The sequence below is a fragment of the Curtobacterium sp. KBS0715 genome (genome assembly GCF_005938005.2).
Taxonomy (GTDB): Bacteria; Actinomycetota; Actinomycetes; order Actinomycetales; family Microbacteriaceae; genus Curtobacterium; species Curtobacterium flaccumfaciens.
This window is the reverse complement of record NZ_VCCA02000001.1, coordinates 58,759-76,848: the sequence shown is the minus strand read 5'-3', so window position 1 is coordinate 76,848 and position 18,090 is coordinate 58,759. Positions and strand designations below refer to the sequence as shown.

The 18,090-nt window shown below is 71.6% G+C and carries 18 protein-coding genes; 12 read left to right on the top strand and 6 right to left on the bottom strand.

Annotated elements, in window-relative coordinates; translation table 11 throughout:
* The first annotated feature begins 48 nt into the window (after positions 1 to 48).
* From FFG40_RS00435 to FFG40_RS00425, 3 genes are read left to right on the top strand one after another with little or no spacing between them, the layout of a single operon-like run.
* Positions 49 to 624 carry an NUDIX hydrolase gene (locus FFG40_RS00435; protein ID WP_138801903.1) on the top strand — a complete coding sequence of 192 codons (576 nt, stop codon included), beginning with the start codon at positions 49 to 51 and terminating at the stop codon, positions 622 to 624.
* The gene (locus FFG40_RS00430) at positions 621 to 1,220 is read left to right on the top strand and encodes a DUF1349 domain-containing protein (RefSeq protein ID WP_138801902.1); all 600 of its coding nucleotides are present in this window, start codon (positions 621 to 623) and stop codon (positions 1,218 to 1,220) included. The genes FFG40_RS00435 and FFG40_RS00430 overlap by 4 nt, the downstream gene beginning before the upstream one ends.
* A gap of 37 nt (positions 1,221 to 1,257) precedes the next feature.
* Positions 1,258 to 2,238 carry a site-specific tyrosine recombinase XerD gene (locus FFG40_RS00425; protein ID WP_111057954.1) on the top strand — a complete coding sequence of 327 codons (981 nt, stop codon included), beginning with the start codon at positions 1,258 to 1,260 and terminating at the stop codon, positions 2,236 to 2,238.
* Positions 2,239 to 2,384: 146 nt separating this feature from the next.
* Here the strand turns inward: FFG40_RS00425 and FFG40_RS00420 are convergent, their stop codons facing one another.
* Positions 2,385 to 2,831, bottom strand: coding sequence for a DUF2510 domain-containing protein (locus FFG40_RS00420; protein ID WP_185974051.1), 447 nt, complete (start codon positions 2,829 to 2,831; stop codon positions 2,385 to 2,387).
* Positions 2,832 to 2,955: 124 nt separating this feature from the next.
* Here FFG40_RS00420 and FFG40_RS00415 point away from each other — a divergent pair, with 124 nt between their 5' ends.
* The gene (locus tag FFG40_RS00415) at positions 2,956 to 3,414 is read left to right on the top strand and encodes an ASCH domain-containing protein (protein ID WP_221935146.1); all 459 of its coding nucleotides are present in this window, start codon (positions 2,956 to 2,958) and stop codon (positions 3,412 to 3,414) included.
* A gap of 37 nt (positions 3,415 to 3,451) precedes the next feature.
* Here FFG40_RS00415 and FFG40_RS00410 read toward each other — a convergent pair whose 3' ends face one another.
* Positions 3,452 to 4,489, bottom strand: coding sequence for an LLM class flavin-dependent oxidoreductase (locus FFG40_RS00410; RefSeq protein WP_138801899.1), 1,038 nt, complete (start codon positions 4,487 to 4,489; stop codon positions 3,452 to 3,454).
* A 50-nt stretch (positions 4,490 to 4,539) separates the two neighbouring features.
* Between FFG40_RS00410 and FFG40_RS00405 the strand changes: the two genes are divergently transcribed.
* Together FFG40_RS00405 and FFG40_RS00400 are read left to right on the top strand one after the other, a co-directional pair.
* Positions 4,540 to 4,872, top strand: coding sequence for a TraR/DksA C4-type zinc finger protein (locus tag FFG40_RS00405; RefSeq protein ID WP_138801898.1), 333 nt, complete (start codon positions 4,540 to 4,542; stop codon positions 4,870 to 4,872).
* Positions 4,873 to 5,002: 130 nt separating this feature from the next.
* Positions 5,003 to 5,452 (top strand): TIGR02611 family protein, encoded by a 450-nt coding sequence (locus FFG40_RS00400; RefSeq protein WP_138801897.1) that lies wholly within the window; start codon positions 5,003 to 5,005, stop codon positions 5,450 to 5,452.
* Between the two features lie 10 nt (positions 5,453 to 5,462).
* On the opposite strand, the gene FFG40_RS00395 is transcribed toward FFG40_RS00400, so the two are convergent.
* Positions 5,463 to 6,719 (bottom strand): MFS transporter, encoded by a 1,257-nt coding sequence (locus tag FFG40_RS00395; protein ID WP_111057948.1) that lies wholly within the window; start codon positions 6,717 to 6,719, stop codon positions 5,463 to 5,465.
* Positions 6,720 to 6,822: 103 nt separating this feature from the next.
* Between FFG40_RS00395 and FFG40_RS00390 the strand changes: the two genes are divergently transcribed.
* Positions 6,823 to 7,188, top strand: coding sequence for a helix-turn-helix transcriptional regulator (locus FFG40_RS00390; protein WP_071245119.1), 366 nt, complete (start codon positions 6,823 to 6,825; stop codon positions 7,186 to 7,188).
* Positions 7,185 to 8,777, top strand: a complete 1,593-nt coding sequence (locus tag FFG40_RS00385) for a methyltransferase (protein WP_260678756.1) — start codon at positions 7,185 to 7,187, stop codon at positions 8,775 to 8,777. The genes FFG40_RS00390 and FFG40_RS00385 overlap by 4 nt, the downstream gene beginning before the upstream one ends.
* Before the next feature lie 3 nt (positions 8,778 to 8,780).
* Here the strand turns inward: FFG40_RS00385 and FFG40_RS00380 are convergent, their stop codons facing one another.
* The gene (locus FFG40_RS00380; RefSeq protein ID WP_138801896.1) at positions 8,781 to 9,644 is read right to left on the bottom strand and encodes an NAD(P)-dependent oxidoreductase; all 864 of its coding nucleotides are present in this window, start codon (positions 9,642 to 9,644) and stop codon (positions 8,781 to 8,783) included.
* Between the two features lie 182 nt (positions 9,645 to 9,826).
* On the opposite strand from FFG40_RS00380, the gene FFG40_RS00375 reads away from it, so the two are divergent.
* Positions 9,827 to 10,258, top strand: coding sequence for a hypothetical protein (locus FFG40_RS00375; RefSeq protein WP_138801895.1), 432 nt, complete (start codon positions 9,827 to 9,829; stop codon positions 10,256 to 10,258).
* A gap of 48 nt (positions 10,259 to 10,306) precedes the next feature.
* Here the strand turns inward: FFG40_RS00375 and FFG40_RS00370 are convergent, their stop codons facing one another.
* The gene (locus FFG40_RS00370; RefSeq protein WP_027465935.1) at positions 10,307 to 10,897 is read right to left on the bottom strand and encodes a TetR/AcrR family transcriptional regulator; all 591 of its coding nucleotides are present in this window, start codon (positions 10,895 to 10,897) and stop codon (positions 10,307 to 10,309) included.
* Between the two features lie 176 nt (positions 10,898 to 11,073).
* Here FFG40_RS00370 and FFG40_RS00365 point away from each other — a divergent pair, with 176 nt between their 5' ends.
* A complete protein-coding gene (locus tag FFG40_RS00365; RefSeq protein WP_138801894.1) occupies positions 11,074 to 13,554 on the top strand; it encodes a glycoside hydrolase family 3 C-terminal domain-containing protein in 2,481 nt (826 codons plus the stop codon).
* A gap of 511 nt (positions 13,555 to 14,065) precedes the next feature.
* Here FFG40_RS00365 and FFG40_RS00360 read toward each other — a convergent pair.
* Positions 14,066 to 15,079, bottom strand: a complete 1,014-nt coding sequence (locus tag FFG40_RS00360) for an LLM class flavin-dependent oxidoreductase (protein WP_027465937.1) — start codon at positions 15,077 to 15,079, stop codon at positions 14,066 to 14,068.
* A 122-nt stretch (positions 15,080 to 15,201) separates the two neighbouring features.
* Between FFG40_RS00360 and FFG40_RS00355 the strand changes: the two genes are divergently transcribed.
* Together FFG40_RS00355 and FFG40_RS00350 are read left to right on the top strand one after the other, a co-directional pair.
* Positions 15,202 to 17,772, top strand: a complete 2,571-nt coding sequence (locus FFG40_RS00355; protein WP_138801893.1) for an RNA helicase — start codon at positions 15,202 to 15,204, stop codon at positions 17,770 to 17,772.
* 64 nt (positions 17,773 to 17,836) lie between these two features.
* Positions 17,837 to 18,088 carry a DUF6458 family protein gene (locus tag FFG40_RS00350; protein ID WP_027465939.1) on the top strand — a complete coding sequence of 84 codons (252 nt, stop codon included), beginning with the start codon at positions 17,837 to 17,839 and terminating at the stop codon, positions 18,086 to 18,088.
* Positions 18,089 to 18,090: the final 2 nt, after the last annotated feature.

The window sequence follows — 18,090 nt, the reverse complement described above, 5'->3', positions numbered from 1 at the left end:
CTCCCGTCCGTCTGTCGCCGCGTCAGGGGCGCGTGCTTGGATGGAGACGTGACAGACGCACCGATCGCTGACGAGTCCGCCTCCTTCGAGGTCACCGAATCCACCGTCGTCTACGAGGGCGCCGTCTGGGACGTGCGCCGCGACACCGTCGAGTACAACGGCGACTCGATGGTCCGCGAGTACATCGACCACACGGGCGCCGTCGCCGTGTACGCCGAGGACGACGAGGGCCGCGTCCTGGTCATCCAGCAGTACCGACACCCGGTGCGGCTGCGTGACTGGGAGCTGCCCGCCGGTCTGCTCGACATGGAGGGCGAGGACCACCTGACGGCCGCGAAGCGCGAGCTGGGCGAGGAGGCCGACCTCGAGGCCGACACGTGGGAGCCCCTGGTCCGCTACAACACGTCGTCGGGTGGCAGCGACGAGTTCATCCAGATCTACCGGGCGCGCGGCGTCCGGTCGACCGAGTCCGCGTTCGAGCGCGAGGCCGAAGAGGCCGACATCGTGACGCGCTGGGTCCCGCGGGCGGAGCTGCTCGAGGGGATCCTGGGCGGTCGGCTGAACAACTCGGCCCTCGTCGTCGCGGCGCTCGCCGTCGAGGCCATCGAACAGCGCGGCAAGTGAGCGGGTCCGCGGGCGACGGTCTGCGCGAGCTGGTCGCCACGGGGACGTGGACGCACGAGCCGGAGGCCGCCGAGTTCGACGGCGACGTGTTCCGCGTCACCGCGGTCGAAGGCAGTGACGCCTGGCGGACCACCTCGTACGGGTTCGTGCACGACTCCGAGCACGCGCTGCTGCAGCCGACCGACGGGCCGTTCTCGGTCGAGGCGTTGTTCGTGCTCGACTACACCGAGCAGTTCGACCAGGCCGGGGTGTTCCTGCGCGTCGACGAACAGACCTGGATCAAGGCCGGCGTGGAGTTCTCGGACGGAACCCCGCAGCTCGGCGCCGTGGTGACGCGTGGGTTCTCGGACTGGTCGGTGTCGCCGGTGCCGGAGTGGGCGGGCCGGGTGGTGACCGTCCGCGCGAGCCGCGATGGTGACGCCGTGACGATCCGGGCTTGGGCCGAGGGTGACGAGTCCCGCTTGGTGCGGGTCGCGTACCTCGACCCGGACGCCGTCGTGTCCGCGGGGCTGCTGTGCGCCGGGCCGACGCGGGCCGGGCTGACCGTGACGTTCACCGGGTTCCGCGTGGGCACGCCGGACGAGGCGTTGCACTGACGGCGGGTGGCCCCGCGCCGGTTAGCCTGCTGAGGTGATGCCCCTCGACCGTGCCGCGGAGACGTACCTGCGGCACGTCGCGATCGAACGGGGGCTCTCGCAGCACACGTTGTCCGCGTACCGGCGGGACCTCGCCGTGTTCACGTCGTGGTTGGCGGACGCTCCGGTCGTCGAGTCGGACGGTGCAGACCGGGCCGGGGGGTCCTCGGCGCTGCTGGACGTGGCACGGTTGGCACGGGCGGACGTCTCGGGGTTCGTGACACACCTGGCCACCCGACCGGAAGGTCCGCTCGCACCGCGGTCGATCGCGCGGATGCTCAGTTCGGTGCGCTCGTTCACCGCCTTCGCCGCGGGGGAGGGCTGGCTGCCACTCGACCCCGGCACCGCCGTCCGGCCGCCGAAGGCCCCGATGCGGCTGCCGAAGGCGATCCCCGTCGAGGACATGGAACGGCTGCTCGGGGCGGTGTCCGTCGACGCCGACGACCCCGTCCAGCTGCGGGACAAGGCCCTGCTCGAGCTGCTCTACGCCACCGGTGCGCGGATCTCCGAGGCGGTGGGGCTGTCGGTCGACGACGTGACGACGCTGTCGGACGCCGACGGCGAGCTCTCCGTCGTGAAGGTCACCGGCAAGGGCAACAAGCAACGGATCGTGCCGCTCGGCAGCTTCGCCCGGGCCGCGATCGACGCCTACCTGGTGCGCGCACGGCCGGTGTTCGCTGCGCGCGGGCCGTCGACGCCGGCACTGTTCCTCGGTGCCCGTGGAGCGCGGTTGTCGCGGCAGAGCGCCTGGCTCGTGATCCAGGCCGCCGCTGCTGCAGCCGACCTGGAGGCGCACGTGTCACCGCACACGTTCCGGCACTCGTTCGCGACGCATCTGCTCGAGGGTGGTGCCGATGTGCGCGTGGTGCAGGAGCTGCTCGGGCACGCGAGCGTCGCCACGACGCAGATCTACACGATGGTCACGGCGGACATGCTGCGGGACGTCTACCAGACGGCGCACCCGCGGGCGCGGCGGTAGGCGGGCAGCGCGGGCCGTGCGGGTGCATGGGCCGTGCGGGTGCGCGACGGGCGCGTTTCGTGAGTAGAAATGGTCGGGTCGCGCCGTCGCACCCGACCATTTCTGCTCACGAAGCGCCGTGGACAGCGGCGGGCGGCTCCGGCTGCTCAGAACAGGTGGAACTGGGCCGACGCGGCGATGACGGTCGTCGTCACCGCGACGACGAGGGCGCTCGCCGAAGCGCTCCGCGCCAGGACCGCCCAGGCGCCGACGGCCCCGGGACGGACGATGCCGATGATGCCGCACGCCACGCCGAGCAGCCCCGCCAGGCCCCAGGGGTTCGCGACGACCGAGACCACGGCGAGCAGCACCGCGAGCACCGTGAACACGCAGAGTCGACGGTCGCCGGCGGTGCCCGATGCCCACGCGTCCGTCCGGATCGCCGCGGTCTGCACCGAGAACGACGGCCCCACCGGTGCGACGACGATCGGCGTGACCGGGTCAGCAGCGGCCGCGGGGACCCGCGTGGCTGCGCCCCAGGTGCGACCGTCCCACCAGCGCAGACGACGGGCGTCCTGCGGGTCCGGGAACCAGCCTGCGGCCGGCAGCGTCACGGTTGCTCCTCGAGGTGCGGGGTGGATCGACGCTCCCGAGCCTAGGAGCGCGGTCGGCCTCGCCCCAGTCCCCAGCCGGGTGTCAGCACAAGGGGGGACCGGGCTCGTGCACTACGGTCGGGGCGTGCCCTCGACGCTCGACGACTTCTGGACCGAGCGACGCCGCGAGCGTCCGGGGCTCCCGACGGCGGTGCCGGAGGCGTGGTCCTTCGGCGCGACCCCGGAGCAGGCGGACGCACTCCTGCAGCTCGTGCTCGACGGGGTCAAGGTCAGCACGGCGTCGTCGCTCTGGGACTACGAGGCGACCGGTGACCCGCTGCCGGCAGCCGACGAGTTGAGCATCGTGACCGACGGCTCGGGTGCGCCCCGTGCCGTCATCGAGACGACGGCGGTCCGGGTGGTGCCGTTCGACCAGGTCGGCGCGGACCACGCCTGGGCCGAGGGCGAAGGGGACCGGACGCTCGAGCACTGGCGGAGGGTGCACGAGGCGTTCTGGCGCGCACACTCGGAGAACCCGCGCGGGTTCGCGCCGGACATGCCGGTCGTGTGCGAGCGGTTCCGGCTGCTCTGGCCGAACGGCTGAGCCCGAGCCCGAGCCCGAGCCCGAGCCCGATCCGGGGTCAGGCGGGGACGGGCTCCGCATCGACCTCGGTGAACACGTCCTTCACGGCGGCGAGCAGCCGGGCGTTGAAGTCCACGCCGAGCTGGTTCGGCACGGTGACGAGCACGGTGTCGGCAGCCCGGACGGCCTGGTCGGCCGCGAGTTCCGCGACGAGCTGTTCGGGCTCACCGATGTAGGACCGGCCGAACCGGGCCAGCCCGCCGTCGAGGTGCCCGACCTGGTCCTGCCCCTCGACCTGCGCGCGCACGCCGAAGTAGTGGCGCGACTCGTCGTCGATGATCGGGATGATGCTGCGCGAGACCGAGACGCGCGGTTCGCGGTCCCAACCGGACTCGGACCACACCCGGCGGAAGCGCTCGATCTGCTCGGCCTGCAGCTGGTCGAACGGCACACCGGTGTCCTCGGTCAGCAGGGTCGAGGACATCAGGTTCATGCCCTGCTCGGCGGTCCACTCGGCGGTGGCGCGGGTGCCGGCGCCCCACCAGATGCGGTCGCCGAGCGAGTCGGACAGCGGGGAGATCGGCAGGGACCCGACCGAGCCGGTCATCTGCGGGTTGGCGTTGGCCATCGGCTCGCCGGCGATCGCGCGGCGGAACACGTTCGTGTGCGCACGGGCCATGTCCCCGCCGTTCTCGTCAGCAGCGTCGGGCACGTAGCCGAACTGCTGGTAGCCGGCGAGGGCGGTCTCGGGTGATCCCCGCGAGACACCGAGCTGCAGTCGGCCGCCGGAGATCAGATCGGTGGCCGCGGCTTCTTCCGCCATGTAGAGCGGGTTCTCGTAGCGCATGTCGATGACGCCGGTGCCGATCTCGATCCGGCTGGTCTTCGCGGCGATGGCGGAGAGCAGCGGGAACGGTGCGGCCTGCTGCGGGGCGAAGTGGTGGACGCGGAAGTAGGCGCCGTCGACGCCGGCGTCCTCGGCTGCGACCGCGAGGTCGATCGCCTGCACCAGGGCCTCCCGCCCGCTGCGCACCTTCGACCCCGGCACGTCACGCCAGTGTCCGAACGACAGGAACCCGATCTTCGTCATGTCCATGCGAACGCATCCGGAGGCGGGGCCATTCCGCCGCGACTACCGTGTCCGGGATGGAGGAACCCCGCCCCGCGCTCGAGGCCGAACGCGTCCGCAACGTCCGGCTGCTCGCCGAGGTCGAGCGGAGCATGCGCGACGTCAGCGACGCCCGGCAGGACGCGAACTCCGACGACGAACACGACCCGGAGGGCGCGACCCTGGCCTGGGAACGCGGCTCGCTCGGTGCGGTCCGTGACGGCGCGCAGCTGCGGATCCGCCAGGTGGACGCAGCGCTCGTACGACTCGACGACGGCACCTACGGACGCTGCACGGTCGGTGGCGAGCTGATCCCGGAGGCCCGGCTGGCCGCCGTCCCGTGGGCGGCGACGTGCGTCGCGCACGCGTGAGGGGCACGCGATCGGTGCCGCCTGACGGCCTGGAGGCGCGGGCTGTCCCCGCCACGCGCCTCCCGGCATGTGCACCCCGCGTCCACCCCGTGCGCCGCTGATTCCCAGCCGCGCGCCCTACGTTTTCGGCATGGACGGCGACCCGAACGACCGACCCGGCGACGCCCGGGCCGACGGCACGCCGCGCCAGCGCTTCCAGTGGTTCCACCGCCTGCGCGCCTGGATCCACGCGCGGCCGCACGTGCACCTGCTCTACAAGGTGCTGGTCGGTCTGGTGGGCGGGCTGGTGGTCATCGTCGGGCTGATCCTGGTGCCGCTGCCGGGACCGGGGTGGCTCGTGGTGTTCATCGGCCTGACGGTGCTGGCGAGCGAGTTCCACTTCTTCCACCGGATCATCACCTGGCTCCGGGCGCAGCTGCACCGCTTCTGGGACTGGGCCAAGCGGCACGGGCCGAAGCGCCTGCGGGATGCTGCAGACCGGGGCAAGGCCGACGTCGATGCTGCGCACACCGGTGCGGCGCGGACGGTCGGGGTGCGTGCGCGCGCTCGCGGTGCGAACTCGGCGCGACCGGGCCACTAGCGCGGCGGCACTAGTCGGCGGAGGCGACCCGGATCGAGCCTGTTGCGGTGCGCTCGATGACCTCGGCGGCGTGCTCCTCGACCTCGGCGGCGTCCTTCGACGACAGCTGCAGCACGAGGGCGACGACCGCGGCGAGCACGATGAAGCCGCCGTACCCGGCGATGACCGGGACCAGGCCAACCGAGGGCTCGAGCAGCCCGCCGATGACCGAGGGCACCCCGAACGCCAGGTAGCTGACGACGTAGATCGTGGAGAGCAGTCCGGCGCGGTGGGTCGGGGCGGCGGTGGCGAGCAGCATCCGCAGCGGCGCCTGGAACCCGGCACCGAAGCCGACACCGGCGATCGCGCTGCCGACGACCATGCCCGGCAGGGAGTGTGCGAACACGAACGACACGGTGACGATCGGGCCCAACACGAGCGCGACGAGTCCGAGCAGGACCGCGCGACGCGTGTCCATCCGCTGGATCGCCAGCCCGGTCAGGGCGCCGACGCCGGTGACCACGGCGATGAGCGCACCGGCGGCGAAGTGGTTGGTGATGCCGAACACCGTGCCGAGCGCCGAGGGGACGAGCGACAGGAACATGCCGCCGAGGGCCCAGCTGGCGACGAGCGAGCCGGCGACACCGCGGAACAGCCGACGTGAGGACCGCGGCACGCTGATCGTCGGGCGCAGGGAGCGGAGTGCGCCGGGGCGACGCTGCACCTGCTCGGGGACGACGAACAGCGCGAGCACCAGCAGCACGAGGAGCGCGCCGAACAGCAGGTAGACGAGCTGCTCCGGCGCCGGACCCCACTGCACCAGCGCGCCGCTCGACATCGCGCCGGTGGCCAGGGCGATCGGCGGGATGACGCCGTTCAGCACGCCAGCCATGGTGGGGTGGCGTTCGAGGGAGTTGTCGATGAGCGCGGCGCCGAGGGCCCCGATGAGCAGCCCGACCGAGACACCCTGCACGATCCGGTCGACGATGAGCGCGACGACCCCGTCCGCCATGGCGAACAGGCCGAGCGACAGTGCGACGCCCAGGCCGCCGACGACGAGCACGGGCTTGCGGCCGACGTGGTCGGACAGGCGACCCGCGACGAGCAGGCTCGCCAGCAGGCCGGCGACGTAGATGGCGAAGACGCCGGTGAGCATGAGCGGGGTGAGGTGCCACTCGGCTGCGTAGACCGGGTAGATGGGCGACGGCACGGCCGACGACGCGACCGAGACCAGGAGCATCGCCGCCAGGATCCAGAACCCGGCGACCGAACGAGCTGACTGGTGCATGCGCACCCCTTTCCATCTCCGTGCAGTACGACTGCATTCGTACCGCACTCGAACAGTACGACGCAAGTCGTACAGCAAGCCGAACGGTGGTAGCGTCCCGTCCATGCCCGCGCACGTCGATGCTCCTGAACGGCTGCCGCAGCCGTCCGTGGCCGAGATGGACCTCCCGGTCGTGATGGACGCCCTGAGTGATCCGATCCGGCTCGCGATCCTGCACCGCTACCTGGTCGACGCGGCCGGGGGCGAGCGCAGCTGCGGCTGGGTCGGCATCGACCGGCCGAAGTCCACGCTGACCCACCACTTCCGGGTCCTGCGCGAGGCCGGCCTGCTCGAGCAGCACCTGGAGGGCCTGACCCGCGTCAGCCGCGTCCGCGTCGAGGACGTGCAGCAGCGGTTCCCCGGGCTCCTCGACCTGGTGCTCGACTGGCAGGTCCCAGCGGCGCTGCTGCGCGAGGGGATCGCCTCGTGAGCGCCGGCGCGGGCACCGGCGTGGACGCTGTGCACACGCTGCCGTCGATCGTCGCGGACCCCGCCGTCACCACGGCGCTCGCCGCCGACCTGACGGCGGCCGGCTTCACCGTCGAGCGGCTCGACTCGCTGTGGGGCGCCGAGGCCGCCGCATCGCTGCACCGCGGTTCGCGGGTCGCCGCGCTCCGCGCGCTCGCCGCCCGCGAGACCACGCCGCTCGGCACCCTGGCGACGCTGTTCGTGCTCGGCCTGCCGGTGGCGCGGGCCGATGCCGCCGCGGCGTTCCCGACCGCCGGGCTCGACGCCGTCATCGCCGCGGGCCTGCTGCGCAGCGAAGGCGAAGGCGACGGCGCCGACGCGCTCGTGCACCCCGCCGTCGACCTGCGCCCCTACGCCTTCGTCGACGACCTCGGCGCCGGCAGCTGGTGGATCGTCTCCGACCTCGGCGAGCTCGCCCTCGGGCACGCCATCAGCGAGGAGCACGTCCTCGGCATCGGCGGCGCCACCACGACGCTGAGCGGCCTGCAGGTGCCCGTCCCGGTCGAGCGTGTGCTCGACCTCGGCACCGGGTGCGGCATCCAGGCCATGCACGCGCGGCGCTTCGCCGACCAGGTGGTCGCCACCGACATCTCGCGCCGTGCCCTCGACATCGCCCGGTTCAACGCCCGGCTCAACGGCATCGACGGCATCGACTTCCGGTTCGGCTCGCTGTTCGAGCCGGTCGCGGGGGAGCGCTTCGACCGGATCGTCTCGAACCCGCCCTTCGTCATCACACCCCGTCGCGAGGGCGTCCCGTCGTACGAGTACCGCGACGGCGGCATGGTCGGCGACGCCCTGGTCGAGACGGTGCTGCGCGGCCTCGAGGCCCACCTGGAGCCCGGTGGCACGGCTCAGCTCCTCGGCAACTGGGAGTACCACTGGGGCGTCGACGGCCTGGACCGCGTGCGCGCCTGGTTCGCCGACACCGACCTCGACGTGTGGGTGATCGAGCGCGAGCGGCAGGACCCGACGTCCTACGCCGAGACCTGGATCCGCGACGGCGGGACGAAGCCCGGCACGGCCGAGTTCGACACCCTGACGGGCGCCTGGCTCGACGACTTCGCGGACCGTCGCGTCATCGGCGTCGGCTTCGGTTACGTCGTGGTGCGTCGACCCCTGCCGGGAGGCCCGGCTGCCCTCCGCCGGTTCGAGCGCGTCCCCGAGACGCTCGGCTCCAACCCCGCGGGCCTCGGCGCGACGGTCGCCCGCGTCCTCGACGCGGCCGCCTGGCTCGCCCTGCACGACGATGCCGCGCTCGCCGCCGCCCACCTGTCGGTGGCCGGTGACGTCACCGAGGAGCGGTACTACTGGCCGGGCAACGACGACCCCACCGTGATGACCCTGGTGCAGGGTGGCGGGCTCGGGCGCCGTGTGGACGCGGACACCGCACTCGCGGCGTTCGTGGGTGCGTGCGACGGCGACCTGTCCGTCACCGTGATCATCGGCGCGCTCGCGCAGATCACCGGCGTGGACGAGCAGGCGCTCGCCGCCGACCTGCTGCCGGCGGCGCGCGACCTGGTGCTCGACGGGCTGCTCGTCCCCGCCGCCTGACGATCAGGCGCGGTGGTCGCGCCAGCTGTGCTCGGGCGTGTAGCTGAGGAGTTCGCGGGCCTTCTCCGACGACAGCAGCGAGCTGACGCCGTCGATGTCCGCACGGCGCTCGATGTCCGGCACGAAGCGTTCGACGAGCTCGATCGTCGGGGTGTCCATCACCGTGTCGGGGCTCGCGATGACGAACGCCTCGAACCCGGTGAGGTCGGCCTCGAGTGCCCGGCGGACAGCCTGGGCCCCGTCGCGGGAGTCGATGTACGACCACAGGTTGAACGTCTTCGCCTCGGGGGTGGCGTCCCACGGGAACGCCGGGTAGTCGGTCTCGTCCATCACGTTCGAGAAGCGCAGGCCGATCATCTTCAGTTCCGGGTCCCAGCGGGTGAAGTGGCGGGCCATCTCCTCCTCGACCGCCTTGCCGAGGGAGTACGACGACTGCGGGCGGACCGCGAACTCCTCGTCGACCGGCAGGTAGGGCGGGTGGTGCTCGCCCATCGGGATGCCGAGCAGGGTCTCGCTCGACGCCCACACGACGTTCTTGATCTTCGCGGCACGTGCGGCGTGGAAGACGTTGATCGACGAGGTCACGTTGTTCGTGATGAGGGCCACGTCGGGGACCTGCCCCGGGGCCGGCACCGCGGCGAGGTGCACGACGGCGTCGACGTGGTCGTACCGGTCGTCGATGCCGAGCAGCGCGTTCAGGACCTGGCCGTGATCGGTCAGGTCGATCCGCACGAACGGGACTCGCTCGGGCTTGTCGGGCGAGGGGACACGGTCGAGCAGGACCACGTCGTACCCGTGCGCATCGAGGTCGCGCACCACCGCTCGTCCGAGCTTGCCGCTGCCACCGGTCACCACTACACGCGTCATCGCGTCACTCCACATCGTCGTCGGAACACGCCCTGGCGGGCACCGACCATCCTGCCCCGCCGTGCCTGACGCGACCAGGCCCTGTCCGTACCCCGGAGCTGACGGCGGGTCCCGTTTCACATATCGACACCCATACGCCAGTGTTCGACCATGCAACGATCGCAGACCTCATGAGCAATGAAATGAGCGAGATAGCGAACCTCGTCGACGGGGGAAGGATCGGTGATGCCGTCCGAGCCGCCCGCGGGCTCACCCCTCAGCGGGTCCGTGAACTCCTCTTTGCTTCTGGTGGGTTCATGCAGGACTCTGGCCCGTACGACGAGTTCTTCCGCCGCTGGTACGCCACGCTCGAGAGCCCGTACCTGCGGGCCGAAGCAGCGGATTGGTTCTGCCAGGCGTACCTGACCGAACTGGCCGACGTTCCTGGTGCGGAGCACTACGGAGCGGCCTTGTCGACGGAGTCGAAGCGAGCCGTGCGTGACCACCTCGCGCGGGAGATGCGGGGTCGGAACATCTCAGATTGGTCGACGTCTCCGGAGGAGCCCCTCTCGAAGACGCAGGTCCGCGCGTGGAGCATCGCGGCGGACGAACTCGCTGCCGTGCGCTTGCCCTGACCACTTCGCCGGCGGGAGGCTCGGTGCGGTCGTGCGCTGCGCCTCCCGTCAGGCGGTGGGGGTGACCTGGGCGATCGCGAGGCGGGCGACGAGTTCGACGTGCTCGGCCATGTCGCGGGTGGGGTCGAAGAGCCACTGGATCTGCATGCCGTCGGACACCGCGAGCAGGACGCTGGTCAGTTCGTCGGGGTCGATGTCGGTGCGCAGCCGGCCGTCCTGCTGCATGGCCCGGAAGTCGGCGGACAGGTCGCGGCGGCTGCGGTCGTAGCGCTCGCGGAAGTACTCGTGCGCCGGGTGCTCGGCGTCGGTGGCAGCCGCGGCGGACAGGTTGACGAACATCTGCACCAGGCCCGGGACCTCGGCGTTGTGCCGCACGATCGCTGCGAGCAGGGCTGCCGGGTCCGCGGCCTGCCAGTCGTGCGCGAGGTCGAGCTCGTCGCGGCGGCGGAGGATCTCGACCCAGAGCTCGTCCTTCGAGTCGAAGTAGTGCAGCAGGCCTGCCTGGGTCAGCTCCACGGCGTCGGCGATGTCCTTGATGCTCGTCCGCCGGAACCCCTGCGACGCCACGAGGTCCAGCGCGACCGTGAGGATCTCCTCGCGCTTCGCGATGCCCTTTGCGTACGAACCCCGTCGTGCCATGGCCAGACTGTACCGCCCGCAGGAGACCCGGAGAAACCAAGCAACGGTTGGTTTTCGGTGGTACGGTGCAGGAGCTGCCAGCGCGGGCGGCGAACCCGGTGGATGGTGGGTGTGGGCGACGAGGCCCCGGCCGTCCAGGCGGCGCCCCGCGGCCCTGAACGAGAGGACCGACCACCGTGACCACCGTGAACGACGCGAGCACCGCCTCCAGTCCGTCGACGCCGCTGACCGAGCGCATCGATGCGCTCCTCGGCCAGCTGACCACCGACGAGAAGGTGCAGCTGCTCACCGGACGTGACTTCTGGACCACCTGGCCCATCGAGAAGATCGGGCTGCGCAGGATCCTGATGTCGGACGGCCCGTCGGGCGTGCGCGGCGAGGTGTGGGACGAGCGCGACCCGTCCCTGAACCTGCCGTCGGCGACCGCGCTGAGTGCCTCGTGGGACCGCGCGATCGCGAAGCGCTACGGCGCCGCCGCCGCGGTGGAGGCCCGCCGGAAGGGCGTCGACGTCGTGCTCGGCCCGACCATCAACCTGCACCGGTCCCCGCTCGGTGGCCGGCACTTCGAGGCGTTCAGCGAGGACCCGGTGCTCACGGGCGACCTGGCCGCGTCGTACGTCGACGGCGTGCAGGAGAACGGTGTCGCCGCGACCCCGAAGCACTACATCGCGAACGACTACGAGACCGACCGCTTCACCGCGTCGACCGAGGTGTCGGACCATGCGCTCCGCGAGCTGTACCTGCTGGCGTTCGAGAAGGCCGTGACCGAGGCGCACGCCTGGGCGATCATGTCGTCGTACAACGCGATCAACGGCGTGACGGCGTCGGAGAACGACCTGCTCGAGACCCCGCTCAACTCGGAGTGGGGCTTCGACGGCATCGTCGTGTCCGACTGGACCGGGGTGCGTTCGGTGGACTCCGCGAAGGCGTCGCAGGACGTCGCGATGCCCGGGCCGAACCCGTGGTGGAGCGAGGGCCCGCTGCTCGCCGCCGTGCAGTCCGGCGAGGTGCCGATGGCGGCGATCGACCGCAAGGTCCGCCGGATCCTGACCCTGGCTGCCCGCGTCGGCGCGCTCGAGGGCTTCGAGCCCGTCGCCGCCTCGCCCGTGCACGTCGAGGACGGCATCGCGTTCGTGCGCGAGGCCGAGGCCGAGGGCACGGTCCTGGTCCGCAACACCGGTGTCCTGCCGCTCGACGCCCCCGCCGTGTCGCGCATCGCGGTGATCGGGCACAACGCCGACCAGGCCCGCACGCAGGGCGGTGGCTCGGCCACGGTCGTGCCGTCGCAGGTCGTGTCACCGCTGGACGGCATCCGTTCGGCCTTCCCCGGCGCGAGCGTGGACTACGCGATCGGCGCCGTCGTGCAGGAGGGCATCGCGGAGTTCCCGCTGTCCACCATCACGAACCCCGGCACCGGGGAGCCCGGAGCCCGGGTCGCCTTCGTCAAGGACGGCGAGGAGCTGTTCGTCGAGGACCGCCGCGCGACGGCACTGTTCTGGTTCGGCGGCGACGCCCCGACCCGCGAAGCCGACCGGCTCGACATCACCACCACCTACACGGCCGAGTCGACCGGGACCGTGCGGTTCGGCATCGGCGCGGCCGGCCGGTCGCGCATGTGGATCGACGGCGAACTGCTGCTCGACGAGGACGTGCCGTTCGAGGGCGACCAGCTCGGTGCCGCGTTCCTCAACCCGCCGGCGCGGTCGGTGCCGGTCGAGGTGACAGCCGGCCAGCAGGTCGCGATCCGCATCGAGTACGACATCGTGCAGGACGAGACGCTCGGTGGGGTGCTGGCGTACCAGTTCGGCACCGAGCCGTCGGACGACGACCCCGCCGTGCTCATCGAGGCCGCGGTGGACGCCGCCCGTGGTGCGGACGTCGCCGTCGTCGTGGTCGGCACGAACTCCAAGGTCGAGTCCGAGGGCTACGACCGCTCCTCGCTGGCGCTGCCCGGCCACCAGGACGACCTGGTGCGCGCGGTCGCCGCGGCGAACCCGAACACGGTCGTCGTCGTGAACGCCGGATCGCCGGTCGAGATGCCCTGGCGGAACGACGTCGCCGCGGTGCTGCTGACCTGGTTCGGGGGGCAGGAGTACGGCAACGCCCTGGCCGACGTGCTGACGGGGGTGCAGGAGCCCGGCGGCCGCCTGCCCACCACGTGGCCCGTCGCGATGGCCGACGTCCCGGTGCTCGACGTCACCCCGGTCGACGGGAAGGTCGCCTACGACGAGGGTGTCCACGTCGGCTACCGGGCCTGGCTCCGCGCCGGCACGGAGCCGGCGTACCCGTTCGGCCACGGCCTCGGCTACACCACGTGGTCGATCGAGGGCGTCTCCGCGACCCCGACCGTCCGCGAGGGCGACGCCGTCATCGTCACGGCGACCGTCGCGAACACGGGTGACCGCGCCGGCAAGCACGTCGTGCAGGTCTACGCGTCCCGTGCGGAGTCGGCGGTCGACCGCCCGGTGCGCTGGCTGGTCGGGTTCGCCCCGGTCCGGCTCGACGCGGGCGCCTCGACGGAGGTCTCGATCGAGGTCCCGGCGCGTGCCTTCGCCCACTGGGACGGCTCGTGGCAGTACGAGTCGGGGACCTTCACGCTGCACGTCGGCGCCTCGGTCACCGACGACGCCGGAACCGCGTCCCTCGAACTGGAGTGACGGAGTCGTCCGGTTTCCGCGCAGCTCCCAACTCCGTTCAGTAACATCTATGTGCGCGAGTCGGCTGGTTACCGTCCGCGCACGCACCGACTACGGGGTCGCTGGGTGAGCGACTCGGTCTCCTGATCCGGCCGTTGTTGCCCTGGCCTCCCCGGTGCGTCCCAGAATGCGTCCCCGCGTCCGCGCGGGGACGCATTCGTCGTTCCGGCCGCGATGCGCACCGGTGAACCGGTTCCCGCACTTCGTCCCGGTTCGGAAAAACGAGTGACACTTGGTCAACTTCTTACGTCCCGGGTGCGCGGAACGGTGTGACAAACCGCTCGGTAGGTGGAACGATGGGTGCACCATCTCGTGCGGATCAGGGACGAGATGGTCATCCGGCCGGGCTCTCGGGCCTCACCAACTCGATCAGAGCCCCGCCGGATGCCCTTGACTCTCGGTGGCGGTGCGGCGGCGGGGCCGCAGGCGGTCGGGCCAGCGGCGCCGGCGCTCAGGCCCGCAGTGCCGGCCCTCAAGCCCGCAGTGCCGGGGCGATCTCCTCGGCCACGATGCGCAGGATCCGCTCGTGTGCCGCACGGTCGCCGTTCGCCGGCAGGGTGATGACCAGTTCGTCGGTGGCGGTGACCGCCGGGTCGGCGAGCAGGGCGTCGACGATGGCCGCCGGTTCGCCGGACACGACCTTGCTGAACCGGAACGGCGGGGTACCCGAGAGCGGACGGCCCTCGTCGTCCATCCCGGAGGCGTACCCGGTCAGGAACTCCTCGTGCACGGCGCGGTCGTGGTCGTCGAGGAGCGGCACCACGATCCGGCCCACGGCGACCTTGGACTCGCGCTGCGGGTGCAGCTCGGCGAACCGCTCGCGGTAGGCGACGATCTGGTCGGCCTGCGCCTGGGCGAACGGGGCACCGGTGTCCTCGGTGTTCAGGGTCGAGCAGTGCAGCAGGAGGCCCTTCTCGGCCGTGCGGACCGCCGTGCCCATGCTGCCGCCGCCCCACCACACTCGGTCGCGCAGGCCCGGGCTGAGCGGCTGCAGGGTCAGGTCGGCCCCGGCGGGGATGCTCTCGTAGCCCTTGCCGGCACTGCCCAGGGGCTCACCCTGCAGCACCTCGAGCAGCCGTGCGGCGCGGGCCTCGGCCTCGTCGCGGAAGCTGCGGTCGACCGTGCCGAACACCGGGTCGAGGATCGGGCCGTACCCGGCGATGCCCGTGCTGATGCCGAGCTGTACCCGGCCACCGCTGAGCAGGTCGACCGTGCTGGCGTCCTCGGCCAGGCGCACCGGGTCCTCGTAGCGCATGCCGAGCACGGCGGTGCCGAACGCGATGGTGCTGGTGCGTTGGGCGGCGGCCGCGAAGAAGGTCATCGGGCTCGTCAGGTACGGCTCGAAGTGCCGTCCGCGCACCCAGCCCGTCCCGTAGCCGAGCGACTCGGCGGTCTCGAACAGGCGCAGGCCGTCCTCCAGGGCGCCGGCGGCGCCGTCGGTGCCGCCGTGGTTCGGGACGAAGGAGAGGAAGCCGAGTTCGCGCATGTCGCGAGTCTATGCGCACGTATCGAAATGCGCCTGGGTCGGCGACGGGGCGGACGGGAGGCCCGTGGCGGCGCCGCCACGGGCCTCCCGTCCGGCACATGCGCACCTGGGAGGATGTTTACATGACCGACGCCACCACCGTGCCCCCGCTCGTCGCCGCGATCCCGGCGGCGGTGGACGGCGTCGTCGACCCCGACGAGGTCTACGAGGCCTTCGCGGCCTGGGCCGCCGAGGGCGGCCGACCGCTGTACCCGGCGCAGGACGAAGCGGTCATCGAGCTCGTGTCCGGCGCGAACGTCGTGCTGAGCACGCCGACCGGTACCGGGAAGTCGCTCGTCGCGGCCGGCGCGCACTTCGCCGCGCTCGCCGAGGGCAAGCGGAGCTACTACACGGCACCGATCAAGGCGCTCGTGTCCGAGAAGTTCTTCCAGCTCGTCGAGCTGTTCGGTGCGCAGAACGTCGGCATGGTCACCGGTGACTCGAGCGTCAACGCCGACGCCCCGATCGTCTGCTGCACCGCCGAGATCCTGGCGAACCTCGCCCTGCGGCAGGGGCCGGACGCCGACGTGGACGTCGTCGTGATGGACGAGTTCCACTTCTACGGCGACCCCGACCGAGGCTGGGCGTGGCAGGTGCCGCTGCTCGTGCTCGAGCGGGCGCAGTTCCTGCTCATGTCCGCGACCCTCGGCGACGTCACCACCATCGCCGACGACCTGTCCCGCCGGACCGGTCGGCCCACCGCCCGCGTGACCGGTGTCTCGCGACCCGTGCCGCTCGAGTACCAGTACGTGATGACGCCCGTGCAGGAGACGGTGGAACGGCTCCTCGAGGAGGGCAAGGCGCCGATCTACATCGTGCACTTCGCCCAGGCCGCCGCACTCGAACGGGCGCAGTCGCTGATGTCGGCGAAGGTCGCCTCGCGCGAACGCCGCGACCAGATCGCCGACGCCATCGCCGGCTTCCGCTTCAGCGCCGGGTTCGGACAGACCCTGTCGCGCCTGATCCGGGCCGGCATCGGCGTGCACCACGCTGGCATGCTGCCGAAGTACCGACGACTCGTCGAGCAGCTCGCCCAGCGCGGCCTGCTGCCCGTCATCTGCGGCACCGACACCCTGGGCGTCGGGATCAACGTGCCGATCCGGTCGGTGCTGTTCACCGGGCTGACGAAGTTCGACGGCACGAAGATGCGCCAGCTGTCCGCGCGGGAGTTCCACCAGATCGCCGGCCGTGCCGGACGTGCCGGCTACGACACCGAGGGCGACGTCGTCGCCGAGGCACCCGAGCACGACATCGAGAACGCCCGCGCCGTCGCCAAGGCCGGCGACGACCCGAAGAAGAAGAACAAGATCAAGCGGAAGAAGGCGCCTGAGGGCTTCGTGTCCTGGGGCCAGGCCTCGTTCGAGCGGCTGATCGCAGCCGAGCCGGAGCCGATGGTCTCGCGCATGCGGATCACGCACGCGATGGTGCTGTCCGTCGTCGCCCGTGGCGGGGACGCCTTCGCGGACGTCCGGTCGCTGGTCTACGACAACCACGAACCGCGCCCGCGGCAGCTCGCGATGGCCCGGCGGGCACTCGTCATCGCCCGGACCCTCATCAACGCGCGGGTGATCGAGAAGGTCGACGGCGCCTACCGCCTCACCGTCGACATCGCGCCGAACTTCGCGCTCAACCAGCCGCTGTCGCCGTTCGCGCTCGCCGCGTTCGAGTTGCTCGACCCTGCTTCTCCCACCTATGCCCTCGACATGGTCTCGGTCGTCGAGGCCACGCTCGACGACCCGCGGGCGATCCTGTCGCAGCAGCAGTTCAAGGAGCGCGGCGAGGCCGTCGCCCGCATGAAGCAGGAGGGGATCGAGTACGAGGAGCGGATGGAACTGCTCGAGGAGGTCACCTGGCCGAAGCCGCTCGACGAGCTGCTGACCGCCGCCTACGAGGCGTACGCCGCCGAACAGCCCTGGGTCCTCGACTTCCAGCTGTCCCCGAAGGCCGTCGTCCGCGACATGTACGAACGCGCGATGACCTTCGGCGACTTCGTGCGCTTCTACCAGCTCACCCGCTCCGAGGGGCTCGTGCTCCGCTACCTGTCCGACGCGTACCGGACCATGCGGCAGACCATCGCCGAGGAACAGCGGACCCAGGAGCTCGACGACCTGATCGAGTGGCTGGGCGAGGTCGTGCGGCAGACCGACTCCTCGCTCGTCGACGAGTGGGAGGCGCTGCTCAACGGCGACGTCCTGCTGGCCTCCGAGGAGCACGAGGAGATCGCGCCGCCGCAGCCCGCACGACTCACCGGCAACCCGCGGGCGTTCCGGGTGCTCGTGCGCAACGCCCTGTTCCAGCGGGTGCTGCTCGCCGCGGCCGACGACATCGACGGGCTCGGGGAACTCGACGCGACCGCGGGCTTCGACCGGGCCGCGTGGGACAACGTGCTCGAGGAGTACTACGAGGAGCACGACAGCATCGGCACCGATGCCGACGCGCGCTCGATGCAGTACCTGGTGCTCGACGAGAGCGGTGCCACCGCGTCACCCCGGGTCTGGAAGGCGCGGCAGATCTTCGCCGACCCCGAGGGCGACAAGGACTTCGGGTTCTCGGCGACGATCGACCTGGACGCCTCGGACGAGGTCGGCGAGGCCGTCGTGCGGGTCACCGAGATCGGGCGGTTCGACGGGTGGGCCGAGGTGGACGTCGACTGATCGGCGCCGGGGTTGTCGGACGTGTACCGTCTCCGGCACCACCCCCACCCGAGAGGACTGCGTCATGCGCATCGGATCCAGCATCGCCCTGATCGTCATCGGCGCGATCGTCGCCTTCGCGCTGAACATCCAGCTCGCCGGCATCGACCTCCGCCTGATCGGCTACATCCTGATGGCAGCCGGTGTCGTGCTGCTCATCATCAGCCTCGCCGTGGCCTTCGGCGGTCGCCGCACCACGACCACCACCCGCTCGGGCGTCGACCCGGCGTCGGGGGAGCAGATCACCCGCCAGGACCGGCGCGACGGGACCTACTGACC